The organism is Methylobacterium oryzae (assembly GCF_036441375.1).
Lineage (GTDB): Bacteria > Pseudomonadota > Alphaproteobacteria > Rhizobiales > Beijerinckiaceae > Methylobacterium > Methylobacterium oryzae_A.
In genome coordinates this window covers 1-12,536 of record NZ_MLCA01000020.1, presented here as the reverse complement: position 1 = coordinate 12,536, position 12,536 = coordinate 1, and the positions used below count along the sequence as shown (strand labels likewise).

Sequence of the window (12,536 nt, the reverse complement as noted above, 5' to 3'; positions counted from 1 at the left end):
CGCGCCGGGGGCTCGCCGGGTCAGTCCCGGTCGGCCTCGTCCGGCGCGGTGGTCGCCTTGGCGGGCGCGCCGAGGGCGCGCGAGACCGCGGCGGCGCCCTTTCGCACCCGCTCGCCGATCGCGCGCAGCTTCTCGTCGGACAGCCGGTGCGTCGGCCCCGACACCGAGATCCCCGCGATGGCCTCGCCGTGGACGTTGAGGATCGGGGCGGCGACGCAGCGCATCCCGATGCTCCGCTCCTCATCGTCGATCGCGTAGCCTCGGCGGCGGGTCGCCTCGACGTCGTCGCGCAGCTGGTCAAGTGAGCCGATGGTCTTGTCGGTGAACCGCGCGAAAGTCTTTCCCCGGAACAGGCGCTCGGTCCGGGCCGGCGCGTAGGTGCTCAGCAGCGCCTTCCCGATGCCCGACGCGTGCAGCGGCGACAGGGAGCCCGGCGGGAAGAAGGCGCGGATCGTCTCGTGGGTCTCCACCTGGCTGACGAACAGGACGTTGCCGTCCTTCTCGACGCCGAGATTGGAGGTCTCGCCGGTCTCCTGCATCAGCGTCCACATCATCGACCGGCTCCGCTCGACGACGTTGTGGCGGCGCAGGAACGCCGATCCGAGCCGGTAGGCCTCCGCGCCGACGTGCCACTCCTGCTTGTCGGCGCTGATCTCGACGAGGCCGCGGCGCTCGAGCGTCGCGAGCACCCGGTGCATGGTCGCGACCGATTGCTCGAGCCGGCCGGCCAGTTCCGAGAGCGTCAGCCCGTCGCCGCCCGCCAGGACGTCGAGGACATCGAGGGCGCGGTCGAGCGCCTGGATGGTCGCCGCCGGCTTGGCGCCCCCGAACCCCTTCGGCCGCCCGCGGCGCCGGTTTCCCGAATCCATGGCGTCCTCGCCCTCRCCGACCCCACCTCTCCCTAGGGTGGAAAAATTTTTCTCACAACGGAAAAAGATAAGGCCCTGCCGGATCGCGTCTTTTCGCGCCCCGCGCGTCGCTGAAAAAGTTTTTCAAGAAAATATAAAACCGGTTCCGGCGGTGCTATCGTTCCCGTATTGGAGGAGAGCGCCGCCGATGTTCGCACAGAATCCCGTCTTCATTCCCGGCCCGACCAACATGCCGGAAGTGCTTCGCCGCGCAGCCGACATGCCGACGCTGGATCACCGGTCGCCGCTGTTCGCGCAGATCCTTCATCCGGCGCTCGCCGGCGTGAAGAAGGTCCTGAAGAGCGAGGACGCCGAGGTGTTCATCTTCCCGTCGACGGCGACGGGCGGCTGGGAGACCGCGCTCTCCAACACGCTCAGCGCCGGCGACACGGTGCTGGCGGCGCGCCACGGCATGTTCAGCCACCGCTGGATCGACATGACCCGCCGCCACGGCCTCGATGTCCGGGTCATCGAGGCCCCGTGGGGCGAGGGGCTTCCGGCGGATCGCTTCGCCGAGGCCCTCGCGGCCGACAAGGCGCACCGCATCCGGGCCGTGCTGGTCACGCACAACGAGACGGCGACCGGTGTCCGCTCGGACGTCGCCGCCGTCCGCCGCGCGCTGGATGCCAGCAACCACCCGGCCCTGCTTCTGGTCGACGGCGTCAGCTCGATCGCGTCCATGGATTTCCGCTTGGACGCGTGGGGCGTCGATGTCGCCGTGACCGGCTCGCAGAAGGGCTTCATGCTGCCCGCGGGCCTCGCCATCGTGGCGTTCTCGCCCAAGGCCATGGCCGCCACGGCGACGGCCACGCTGCCGCGGACCTATTTCGACATCCGCGACATGGCGAAGGGCTACCCAAACGGCGCCTATCCCTACACGCCGGCGGTCGGGCTCCTGAACGGCCTGAAGCTGTCGACGGAACTGCTCCTGGCCGAGGGGCTCGACACCGTCTTCGCCCGGCATCGCCGCATCGCGGACGGGATCCGCGCCGCCGTCGCCGCCTGGGGCCTGGAACTCTGCGCCGCGCGCCCGGACCTCTACTCGGACACGGTGAGCGCGATCCGCACCCCGGAGGGCTTCGACGCCACGCGGATCGTCACCCACGCGGCGCGCCACTACGACGTGGCCTTCGGGGTCGGCCTCGGCGAGGTGGCCGGGAAGGTCTTCCGCATCGGCCACCTCGGCAGCCTGACGGACGTGATGGCGCTGTCGGGGATCGCCGCGGCCGAGATGGCGATGGCCGATCTCGGCCTGCGCATCGCGCTGGGATCGGGGGTCGCGGCCGCGCAGGCGGTGTACCGCCGCGGCCCGGCCGCCGGCCTGCGCGCGGCCGCCTGAGGGAGAGCGCCATGGACAGCGCCCTGATTACGCCCACCCTCGACGACGTCCTGGCCGCGCACGAGCGCATCCGGCCCTACATCCACGAGACGCCGGTCCTGACCTCGCGGATCATCGATGAAACCGCCGGCGCGCAGCTGTTCTTCAAGTGCGAGAACCTGCAGAAGGCCGGCGCCTTCAAGGCGCGGGGCGCCTCGAACGCCGTCTTCAGCCTCACCGACGCGCAGGCCGCGCGGGGCGTGGCGACCCACTCGTCGGGCAACCACGGCACCTGCCTGTCCTACGCGGCGGGCCGGCGCGGCATCCCCTGCACGGTGGTGATGCCGCGCACCGCGCCCCTGGCGAAGAAGGACGCCGTGCGCGGCTACGGCGGCCGGGTCGTGGAGTGCGAGCCGTCCACCTCATCGCGCGAGGCCGTGTTCGCCGAAGTCGTCGCCGAGACCGGTGCGGAGTTCGTGCATCCCTACAACGATCCCCGCGTCATCGCCGGGCAGGCGACCTGCGCCCGCGAGCTGATCGCGCAGGTCCCGGATCTCGACGCGGTGATCGCCCCGATCGGCGGCGGCGGCATGGTATCGGGCACCTGCCTGACGCTGGCCGGGCTCGCCCCGCACATCGCCGTCTACGCGGCGGAGCCCGAGCAGGCCGACGACGCCCATCGCAGCCTGAAGGCCGGGCGGATCATCGCCGACGACGCGCCCGTGACGGTCGCGGACGGGCTCAAGGTGCCGCTGAAGGACCTCACCTGGCACTTCGTCCGTCACCATGTCGCCGACATCCTCACGGTCTCCGAGGCCGAGATCGTCGCGGCGATGCAGCTGATCTGGAAGCGGCTGAAGATCGTCATGGAGCCGTCGAGCGCCGTCGCCCTGGCGGCGGTGCTGAAGAACCGCCCCCTCTTCGCGAACAAGCGGGTGGGCGTGATCATCACGGGCGGGAACGTCGATCTCGACGCGCTGCCCTGGCAATAACGGGAGGCTCACGATGCACATGAACGCCCGATCCGCCGATCTCGAGGTCGGCTTCGACGTCCCCGCGCTGCCCGGCATGCGCGAGGACGAGATCCAGACGCCCTGCCTGATCGTCGATCTCGACGCGCTGGAAGGCAACATCCGCAAGATGGGCGACTACGCCAAGGCGCACGGGATGCGCCACCGCGCCCACGGCAAGATGCACAAGTCCGTCGACATCCTGAAGCTCCAGCAGAGCCTCGGCGGCGCCTGCGGGGTCTGCTGCCAGAAGGTCTCGGAGGCGGAAGTCTTCGCCCGCGCGGGCATCAAGGATATCCTGGTCTCGAACCAGGTGCGCGACCCGGGCAAGATCGACCGGCTGGCGCGGCTGCCGCTGCACGGTGCCCGAATCATCGTCTGCCTCGACGACGTGGCGAACGTCGCCGACCTCTCGGCGGCGGCGCAGCGACACGGCACGCAGCTCGACTGCTTCGTCGAGATCGATTGCGGCGCCGGCCGCTGCGGCGTGAGGACCACGCCCGAGGTGGTGGCGATCGCCCAGGCCGTGGCGGCCGCGCCGAACCTGCGCTTCGCCGGACTCCAGGCCTACCAGGGCGCCATGCAGCACATCGACGGCTACGAGGAGCGGCGGGCCAAGCTCGACGCGGCCATCGCCCAGGTGCGCGACGCCGTCGCGGCGCTGAACCGGGAGGGCCTCGAGCCGAAACTCGTCAGCGGCGGCGGCACCGGCAGCTACTATTTCGAGGCCGGATCCGGCGTCTACAACGAGCTGCAATGCGGTAGCTACGCGTTCATGGACGCCGATTACGGGCGCATCCGCGACCGGGACGGCAACCGCATCGACGCGGGCGAGTGGAGGAACGCCCTGTTCATTCTCACCAGCGTGATGAGCCACGCCAAGGCCGACAAGGCGATCTGCGACGCGGGCCTGAAGGTGCAGTCGGTCGATTCCGGCCTGCCCTTCGTCTTCGGCCGCGACGACGTGAAATACATCAAGTGTTCGGACGAGCACGGGGTGATCGAGGATCCCGAGGGCCGGCTGAAGGTCAACGACCGTCTGCGCCTCGTCCCCGGCCACTGCGATCCGACCTGCAACGTCCACGACTGGTATGTCGGCGTCCGCAACGGCCGGGTCGAGACGCTCTGGCCGGTCTCGGCCCGCGGCAAGGCCTACTGATGCACCCTGCACACCGTCCGTCATCGCGAGCGCGGCGCAGCGATCCGGGGACGCGCCTCGACGGGGCCCGCTGCCCTGGGTCGCTTCGCGACGCCCGCGATGACGAGGGCGACATGCCGGCTCACGAATTGAGGACACATCCGCGATGATCATCGTTCCCGAGCACGCGATCGACGGGCTGTTGACCGAGGCGGAGTGCTTCAGCGCCGTCGAGCAGGTCTTCGCCTCCATGGCACGGCGGCGGGCCGGCAACTTCCCGGTCGTCCGGGAAGCCATCGGCCACGCCGACGCGCTCTACGGCTTCAAGTCGGGCTTCGACCGGGACAGCCTCGCGCTCGGCCTCAAGGCCGGCGGCTTCTGGCCCGGCAACGCCGCGAAGGGCCTGACCAACCACCAGTCGACGGTGTTCCTGTTCGACGCCGATACCGGCCGCTGCAAGGCGGTTGTCGGGGGCAACCTCCTCACCGCGCTGCGCACGGCCGCGGCCTGCGCCATCTCCGTCCAGCACCTCGCCCGCAAAGATGCGCGGGTGCTGGGCATGATCGGCGCGGGCCACCAGTCGGCGTTCCAGCTGCGCGCCGCGCTGGCGCAGCGGCCGTTCGAGCGGGTCCTCGCGTGGAACCTGCATCCCGGCATGTTCGGCCGGATGGAGGCGGTGGCGCGGGAGTACGGCGTGCCGTTCGAGGCGGTCGACCTCGACCGGCTCGGGTCCGAGGCCGACGTCGTCGTGACGATCACGTCCTCGTTCGCGCCGATCCTGAAGGCCGCGCAGGTCCGGCCGGGCACGCACCTCGCCTGCATGGGGACGGACACGCGCGGCAAGCAGGAGGTGGAGGCCGAACTGCTCGCGGGCGCAACGGTCTTCACCGACGAGGTCGCGCAGTCGGTCAGCATCGGCGAGGCGCAGCACGCCGTCGCGCGGGGGCTCCTCGCCGCGGATTCCATCGTGGAGATCGGGGCGGTGATCAACGGCGATCACCCCGGCCGCGTGTCGGAGTCCGAGATCACCGTCTTCGACGGCACCGGGGTCGGGCTGCAGGACCTCGCGGTCGCCGCGGTGGCGGTCGACCGCGCGGTGGCCAAGGGGCTGGCGACGGAGGTGGGTTTCTGACAGGCGCGACGGGCGCGGCCCGAGGGCAATACAGTTTCCGGCCGAATGCTTCGGTTGACGCATTCCTCGCCGTCATCACGAGCAAAGTGAAGTGACCCAGGGTCGCGCGACCTTTACAGGCGTTGCGCTGCTATGGGTTGCTTCGCTCCGCTCGCAAAGACGGTCGCGCAGAGATGATCGATCGAAGAAGTTTTAAGGGGCATTATTCTCACCCTCATCTCTGCGTGCCAGTATTTTCTCAACTCTCCAGCGGACATCGACGCGGATGGGGACGCGCGCCCGATCCCGGAGCCGTCCCGCCGAACCCGATGTCTGGACCCGCGAGCCCCTCTGCGGGGGGAGGGGGCGGCCTACGCCTCACCGCGCACCAGGGCCGCCGCGAGGGCGTTGTGGCGGGCGGCCAGCGCCCCGGTGTCGAGGGTCGTCAGGCGGCCCTCGCGGACCACGATCTTCCCGTTGATGACGCTCCAGGCCACCGTCTGCGGCGCGCAGAAGGTGAGGGCGGCGACGGGGTCGTGCAGCGCCCCCGCCATGCCGAGGCCGCGCAGGTCGAAGGCGACGATGTCGGCCGCCATGCCGGGGGCCAGCGCGCCGATATCGTCCCGGTTCAGCACCTTCGCGCCGCCGAGCGTCGCGATCTCCAGCGCCTCCCGCGCGGTCATGGCCGCCGGCCCGAAGCCGACGCGGGCGAGCAGAATGGCCTGCCGCGCCTCGCCCAGCATGTGCGACCCGTCGTTGGAGGCCGAGCCGTCGACGCCGAGCCCGACCGGCACGCCCGCGCACCGCATCTGCCGGATGGGCGCGATGCCCGAGGCGAGGCGCATGTTGGAGCAGGGGCAGTGCGCCACCCCGGTCCCGGTCCGGCCGAACAGCGCGATGCCGGCGCGGTCGAGCTTGACGCAGTGGGCGTGCCACACGTCGGGGCCCGTCCAGCCCAGGTCGGCGGCGTACTCCGCCGGGGTCATCCCGAACTTTTCCAGGCTGTAGCGGACGTCGTCGTCGTTCTCCGCGAGGTGGGTGTGGAGCGAGACGCCGTAGTGCCGGGCCAGCTCGGCGGCATCGCGCATCAGGCCGCGGCTCACCGAGAACGGTGAGCAGGGCGCCACCACGATCCGGCGCATGGCGAAGCGCTCCGGATCGTGCCAGCGCTCGATCAGACGGCGCGTGTCGTCGAGGATCGCCGCCTCGTCCTCGACGACCGAGTCCGGCGGGAGTCCGCCCGCGCTCTCCCCGACGCTCATCGCGCCGCGGGCGGCGTGGAAGCGCATGCCGATCTCCTCGGCACCCTCGATGGAATCGTCGAGCCGGCAACCGTTCGGGTAGATGTAGAGGTGGTCGCTCGACGTGGTGCAGCCCGAGAGGATCAGCTCCGCCATCGCGGTCTGCGTCGAGACGCGGACCATCTCGGGTGTGAGCCGGGCCCAGATCGGGTAGAGCGCCTTCAGCCAGCCGAACAGCTCGGCGTCCTGCGCGGCCGGCACCGCGCGGGTCAGCGTCTGGTACATGTGGTGGTGGGTGTTCACGAGGCCCGGCATCACCGCGTGGCCGCGCATGTCGAGCACGGTGTCGGCCCGCTGCGGCACCTCGGCGGCGGGGCCGACGGCGACGATGCAGTTGTCCTCCACGTAGACCGCGCCGCCGGGAATCTCCCGGCGCTGCGCGTCCATCGTCACCAGGATGTCGGCGTTCGTCAGCAGCAGGGAGGTCATCGCGTCTCTCCGGGTGCGCCCTGGAGGCCGCGCCGGACGGGCCGCGACGCCTCCCCACGGCCAGATGCCGCCCTCTGGCGGCAGGAACGCCGTGCCGGGCGCACCGTCTCGGGGCCGTCAGCGGGCCGCAGCATACGGCAGCCGCGACCGGCCACCTTGGCGATTTTTCGCAAACTGCTTCTGAAATCCCGGCATGGCGTTCGCGGCCAGCCATGCAAGGTTTGAGAGCCAGCCAAGTCGGCAGCGCATGACCCCGGAGCGGCCGCCGAGAGCCCGCTCCCCCGCCCCCGGGTGGGCCGCCACGGCCCGCCCTGCGACTGGCCCCACACCCGCTCCTGGCGGCCCGGACCCGGAAGAGGTCCGGCCACCGCTGCCGGGTCCCCGACGACACCATCACGGGACGACGCCTCGACAGGTCCCGGCTGGCGGAGGACACGCCCATGACGTCTCACGACAGGACAACGCGCGAGGTGGACGCGGTCGACGCGATCCCGCCCCTTCCCAAGCTCCTCGCCTACGGCATGCAGCACGTGCTCGTGATGAGTGCGGGGGCTGTCGCGCCGCCGCTCATCCTCGGCGCGGCGATGAACCTGCCGACCGAGACGGTCGCCTACCTGATCAACTGCGACCTGCTGGTGACGGGCATCGCGATCCTGATCCAGTCCCTCGGCCTGGGGATCTTCGGCATCCGCCTGCCGGTCATCATGGGCGTCAGCTTCGCGGCGGTCGGCCCGATGGTGGCGATGGCGCAGGACCCGACGATCGGCCTGCCGGGCATCTTCGGCGCGACCATCGGGGCGGGTGTGTTCGGCCTGCTGCTCCGGCCGTTCTTCTCCAGGCTCGCGAGCTTCTTCCCGCCGCTGGTCACCGGCACGGTCATCCTGATCATCGGCGTCACGCTGCTGCCGGTCGGGATCAACTGGGCGGGCGGCGGCTTCGGGGCCGCCGATTTCGGCGCCCCGGTCCATCTCGGCGTCGCCGCCTTCGTCCTGGCGGTGATCCTGGTGGTCAGCCGCTTCGCCACCGGCTTCGTCGCCAACGTCGCCGTGCTGATCGGCCTCGTCGCGGGCCTGTGCCTCGCCTGGCCGCTCGGCCTGTTCCGCCTCGACGGGCTGGCCGAGCGCCCGCTCATCGCCCTCGTCACGCCGTTCCACTTCGGCTGGCCGACCTTCCACCTGACGGCCGTGGCGGCGATGTGCATCGTCATGATGGTCACGCTGGTCGAGTCGACCGGCATGTTCCTGGCGGTGGGCGACATCGTCGGGCGCCCAGTGGACAAGCGGACCCTGACCCGCGGCCTGATGGCGGACTCGCTCTCGACGCTGATCGCGGGCTGCCTCAACACCTTCCCGCACACCTCGTTCTCCCAGAACGTCGGCCTCGTGAACATGACGCGGGTGCGCAGCCGCTACGTCACGGTCGCGGCGGGCTTCATCATCCTGGGCATCAGCCTCCTGCCCAAGGTCGCCTTCGCGGTGGCGTCGATCCCGCCGGCCGTGCTCGGCGGCGCCGGCATCGTGATCTTCGGCATGGTCGCGGCGGCGGGCCTCAAGATCGTGGGCGGCGCCGATCTCGGGGATCGCCGGAACCAGATCGTCGTCGCGGTCAGCATCGGCCTGAGCCTGATCCCGATGGCGGCGCCGAAGCTCTTCGCCGCCACGGCGCCGGACTGGGCCGGGCCGATCCTGCACAGCGGGATCACCCTCGGCGCCATCGGGGCGATCGTCCTCAACCTGCTGCTGAACTCGGACCGTCTCGGTGCCGGGGCCGAGCACCGCGTCGCCGACGCGGAGCTCGCCTTCCCGCACACGGCCGTCCTGGACCGGGCCTGAGGGGAGAAGCCATGTCGGCCGAGACCATCAAGGCGCTCTCGCGGCGCCACTTCCTGAAGGCCGGCGCGGCGGCGGGCGTCGCCGTGAAGGTCTCCTTCCTGGCGCCCCCGGCCCGGGCCCAGCTCGCCGAGACCGGCCTGTCCGCCGGCTCCCCGTGGGCCGCGCCGGGCCGGCCCCGCTACCGCCTCGACGCCGTCGCCAAGGTCACGGGCGCCAAGACCTTCTCCCGCGACTACCGGGCCCGCGACCTCGCCGGCTGGCCCGACGGCCAAGCCCACGCCTTCCTCGTCGCGGCGACCCGCGCCGACCGCCGCTTCACCGGCATCGACCTGTCGCGGCTCCCGGCCGCCCTGCGGCCGGACCGGATCGTCCGGCACGAGGACCTGGTGGCGGACGGGGTCTCGGTCCCGCACGCCGACTTCTTCGGCGACTGGTTCCTCGTGCCGCAGGGCGAGACGCCGCGCCTGCTCGGGCAGCCGGTGGCGATCCTGATCTACGCCGACTTCCCGCGCTTCGCCGCGGCCAAGCGCGCCCTGCGCTTCGCCGACGACGTCGTGCAGTACGGCGCCGAGACCGGTCCCAGGCCGCCGGCCCATTACGGCGCCTCGCGCTGGGTGCGGATCGAGGGCGACGCGCCGGACGCGCCCGACCGGTTCTCGCCGTTCGCGCAGTCCCCGATCTTCGCCGGCTTCTCCGGCGACGAGCCCGCCTGGCCGAAGGCCGGCGACGACGGCCCCTTCGCCCGGGGCATGGCGGCGGCCGCCGCCATCGCCGCCGAGATCGACGGCGCCGGCGCGGACGCCCTGGTGATGCGGCGGACCTACCGGTCGCAGTCGACGGACGCCTCGGCCATGGAGGCCGACAACGGCAACGTCTGGTACGATCCGGACACCGGCACGCTGCGCCTGATGATGGCGACGCAGTCGCCCTACGACGTGGCCGAGGCCGCCGCCGCGCTGGTCTCGAAATCCCGGTTCCCGCTCAGGGAGGTCGATCTCAAGGTCGGCTACACGGTCGGGTACGGGACGAAGGACCACCACATCTTCCCGTTCCTCTGCGTCGTGGCCGCGCTCTACGCGGGCGGCCGGCCGGTGCGCCTCGCCAACGACCGGTTCGAGCAGTTCCAGAACGGGCTGAAGCGCCACGCCTTCCGCATGGACAACGTCCTGCTGGTGGACCGGGCCAGCGGCCGGTTCCGGGCCATGACCGGGCGCTTCGCCTGCGACGGCGGCGGGCGCCCCAACTACTCCGTCGCGGTCTCCTTCGTCGGCGCCACCGCGGCGCAGTCGATCTACTACCTGCCGAAGAGCGACTTCCAGGCGATCGCTCTGGCCTCGCGGGCCGTGGAGGCCGGATCGACCCGGGGCTTCGGCACGCTCCAGACCATGTCGGCCACCGAGATGATGGTCGACGAGGCGGCGGCGCTCCTGGACATCGACGCGATCGACCTGCGCCTGCGCAACGTGCTCCGCTCGGGCCAGCGCAACAGCCAGGGCGCGGTCCCGGCCGGGGCGCTGCGCAACGCGGAGATCCTGACGAAGGCCGCCGCGCACCCGCTCTGGCGGGACCGGGCGGCGCGCAAGGCCACCTACGAGGCCGCCCATCCCGGCCGCCGCTACGGCGTCGGCTTCGCGCAGGTGCACAAGGATTACGGCACGGGCGCCGAGGCGGCGGTCGCGTCGCTGGAACTCGACCCGCGGGGCCGCCTGAGCCTGCGCCACGTCGCCCACGAGATGGGCCCGGGCGTCACCACCTCGCAGGCGGTCATGGTGGCCGAGATCCTCGGCCGGGTGCCTTCGGAGACCGCGTTCGGCGTGGTGCGCTGGCCCGAGATGCCGCTGGAGACCTCCGACCAGCCCTACACGACGTCCCAGGAAGAGGAGGACCGCCGGGCGCAGAACCCCCGCTGGACCCCGCGCTTCACCTCGCCGATGAGCGCGACCAACTCCGCCTACTACCTCGGCCACGCCACCCGGACGGCCGCGCGGTTCCTCGTCGACCACGCCGTCTGGCCCGCCGCCCGCGCGCTCTGGGCGCGGGGCGGCGGCGGCGGGGCGCTGGCCTCCTACCACGTGGTCGCCCGCGATGAGCTGCGGCTGGTGGACGGGCAAGTGCTGGGCGGCGGCCTGCCGCCGCTGTCCCTGGAGGCGGTGGCCGCCGAGGCGCACCGGCTCGGGCTGCCGGTGGGCGTGACCCTCCACACCTTCAACCGCTGGCAATGGGCCGAGGCCGAGTTCGACCTGCCCGCAACGGGCCGGACGCGTCTGCCGATCGACGCCCTGGCGGTGCGCTACGGCGCCGGGGCCCCGCCCGAGCGCCGCGCCCTGATGGCGGATGCGGGCTGGCACTTCGTGCCCCGCGCGGCGGTCTTCTACCCGCCGACCCAGCGCAACAATGTCGGCACGACCTACTACGCGCCGATGGCCACCCTGGCGGAGGTCGCGGTCGAGACCGCCAGCGGCGACGTGACGATCCTGTCCCACCACTCGATCCTCGAGTGCGGCCGCCAGATCGTGCCCGAACTGATCTCCGGCCAGGTGCAGGGCGGCCTCGCCATGGGGATCGGTCACGCCCTTAAGGAGGTGCTGCCCCTCTACGAGGACGGCCCCGGCGACGGCACGTGGAACTGGAACCGCTACGAGCTTCCCCGAGCCCGCGACGTGGCCCCGTGGAACCAGACGGTGGAGATCCTGCCGCCGCTCTCCGAGACCGACCCGCCCAAGGGCATCGCCGAGGTCGTGATGATCGCCGTCGTCCCGGCGCTGGCCAACGCCGTCGCACACGCGATCGGCCACCGCTTCCACGAACTCCCCATCCGGCCCGAGCGCATCCGCGAGGCACTGGCATGAGCGCCGCCATCGAGATCAAGGACCTCTCGCTCCGCGTGAACGGCGCGGCGGTCGGTCCGATCCCCGTCCCCGTCGGCACGAGCCTGCTCGACGTCCTGCACGAGTGGCTGGGCCTCACCGGCAGCCGCATGGGCTGCGGGCAAGGCATCTGCCACGCCTGCACGGTGATGCTGGAGGAGGCCGCCGGCCCGCGGGAGATGTGCGCCTGCATCACCGGCGCCCACTGGTTCGAGGGACGGAGCATCCGCACCGTCGAGGGCCATGCCCGCACCGCGCCGGACGGCACCGTCGTGCTCTCGCCGGTCCAGCAGGCCTTCATCGAGAATTTCGCCTTCCAGTGCGGCTACTGCACGCCGGGCTTCGTCACCGGGGCGAGCGTGCTCATCGAGCGCCTGCGCCGCGAGCCGATCCGCCGCGACGAGGTCGAGCGGGTCGTCACCGAGGCCCTCGACCGCCACATCTGCCGCTGCACCGGCTACGTCCGCTACCATCAGGCGGTGCGCGACCTCGTGCTGGCGACCCCCGGTCTGGTGACCGCCTGAGGCGCGCCGTGCGGATCCCGTCCCTCACCACCCCCGCCCGGCGCGTCGGCGCCGGGCTCGCCGCCGCCCTCGCGGTGGCCGTCTCGGCGGCCGGCCTC

General features: G+C 71.8%; 9 protein-coding genes. 7 read left to right on the top strand and 2 right to left on the bottom strand.

The window, feature by feature from the left end; translation table 11 throughout:
• Positions 1-20 precede the first annotated feature (20 nt).
• The gene (bhcR, locus tag MOTC310_RS32745) at positions 21-869 is read right to left on the bottom strand and encodes an HTH-type transcriptional regulator BhcR (protein ID WP_331294839.1); all 849 of its coding nucleotides are present in this window, start codon (positions 867-869) and stop codon (positions 21-23) included.
• Between the two features lie 187 nt (positions 870-1,056).
• Here bhcR and bhcA point away from each other — a divergent pair, with 187 nt between their 5' ends.
• The 4 genes from bhcA (at position 1,057) to bhcD (ending at position 5,506) form a co-directional block, all read left to right on the top strand.
• Positions 1,057-2,247, top strand: a complete 1,191-nt coding sequence (gene bhcA, locus MOTC310_RS32740; RefSeq protein ID WP_331304796.1) for an L-aspartate--glyoxylate aminotransferase BhcA — start codon at positions 1,057-1,059, stop codon at positions 2,245-2,247.
• An 11-nt stretch (positions 2,248-2,258) separates the two neighbouring features.
• Positions 2,259-3,218: a beta-hydroxyaspartate dehydratase BhcB gene (gene bhcB, locus MOTC310_RS32735; RefSeq protein WP_331294835.1), complete on the top strand. Its 960-nt coding sequence runs from the start codon at positions 2,259-2,261 to the stop codon at positions 3,216-3,218.
• Between the two features lie 19 nt (positions 3,219-3,237).
• Positions 3,238-4,395 carry a 3-hydroxy-D-aspartate aldolase BhcC gene (gene bhcC / locus MOTC310_RS32730; protein ID WP_419539225.1) on the top strand — a complete coding sequence of 386 codons (1,158 nt, stop codon included), beginning with the start codon at positions 3,238-3,240 and terminating at the stop codon, positions 4,393-4,395.
• A 145-nt stretch (positions 4,396-4,540) separates the two neighbouring features.
• Complete coding sequence (gene bhcD, locus MOTC310_RS32725) at positions 4,541-5,506, top strand: iminosuccinate reductase BhcD (protein WP_331294833.1); 966 nt, start codon at positions 4,541-4,543, stop codon at positions 5,504-5,506.
• Between the two features lie 350 nt (positions 5,507-5,856).
• On the opposite strand, the gene MOTC310_RS32720 is transcribed toward bhcD, so the two are convergent.
• On the bottom strand, positions 5,857-7,215 hold the full coding sequence (locus tag MOTC310_RS32720) for an 8-oxoguanine deaminase (protein WP_331304795.1): 1,359 nt from the start codon (positions 7,213-7,215) through the stop codon (positions 5,857-5,859).
• A 440-nt stretch (positions 7,216-7,655) separates the two neighbouring features.
• On the opposite strand from MOTC310_RS32720, the gene MOTC310_RS32715 reads away from it, so the two are divergent.
• Genes MOTC310_RS32715 through MOTC310_RS32705 form a run of 3 tightly spaced genes read left to right on the top strand, consistent with a single transcriptional unit; the run spans position 7,656 to position 12,438 of the window.
• Positions 7,656-9,047, top strand: coding sequence for a nucleobase:cation symporter-2 family protein (locus MOTC310_RS32715; protein ID WP_331294830.1), 1,392 nt, complete (start codon positions 7,656-7,658; stop codon positions 9,045-9,047).
• Between the two features lie 11 nt (positions 9,048-9,058).
• Positions 9,059-11,896 carry a xanthine dehydrogenase family protein molybdopterin-binding subunit gene (locus tag MOTC310_RS32710; protein ID WP_331304794.1) on the top strand — a complete coding sequence of 946 codons (2,838 nt, stop codon included), beginning with the start codon at positions 9,059-9,061 and terminating at the stop codon, positions 11,894-11,896.
• Positions 11,893-12,438, top strand: coding sequence for a (2Fe-2S)-binding protein (locus tag MOTC310_RS32705; RefSeq protein ID WP_331304793.1), 546 nt, complete (start codon positions 11,893-11,895; stop codon positions 12,436-12,438). Before MOTC310_RS32710 ends, MOTC310_RS32705 begins: the two co-directional genes overlap by 4 nt.
• Positions 12,439-12,536 lie beyond the last annotated feature (98 nt).

What these genes read in the sequence shown, in the direction of transcription:
- bhcR (WP_331294839.1), bottom strand. Translation starts at nt 869, where the DNA reads ATGGATTCGGGAAACCGGCGCCGCGGGCGGCCGAAGGGGTTCGGGGGC.
- bhcA (WP_331304796.1), top strand. Translation starts at nt 1,057, where the DNA reads ATGTTCGCACAGAATCCCGTCTTCATTCCCGGCCCGACCAACATGCCG.
- bhcB (WP_331294835.1), top strand. Translation starts at nt 2,259, where the DNA reads ATGGACAGCGCCCTGATTACGCCCACCCTCGACGACGTCCTGGCCGCG.
- bhcC (WP_419539225.1), top strand. Translation starts at nt 3,238, where the DNA reads ATGAACGCCCGATCCGCCGATCTCGAGGTCGGCTTCGACGTCCCCGCG.
- bhcD (WP_331294833.1), top strand. Translation starts at nt 4,541, where the DNA reads ATGATCATCGTTCCCGAGCACGCGATCGACGGGCTGTTGACCGAGGCG.
- MOTC310_RS32720 (WP_331304795.1), bottom strand. Translation starts at nt 7,215, where the DNA reads ATGACCTCCCTGCTGCTGACGAACGCCGACATCCTGGTGACGATGGAC.
- MOTC310_RS32715 (WP_331294830.1), top strand. Translation starts at nt 7,656, where the DNA reads ATGACGTCTCACGACAGGACAACGCGCGAGGTGGACGCGGTCGACGCG.
- MOTC310_RS32710 (WP_331304794.1), top strand. Translation starts at nt 9,059, where the DNA reads ATGTCGGCCGAGACCATCAAGGCGCTCTCGCGGCGCCACTTCCTGAAG.
- MOTC310_RS32705 (WP_331304793.1), top strand. Translation starts at nt 11,893, where the DNA reads ATGAGCGCCGCCATCGAGATCAAGGACCTCTCGCTCCGCGTGAACGGC.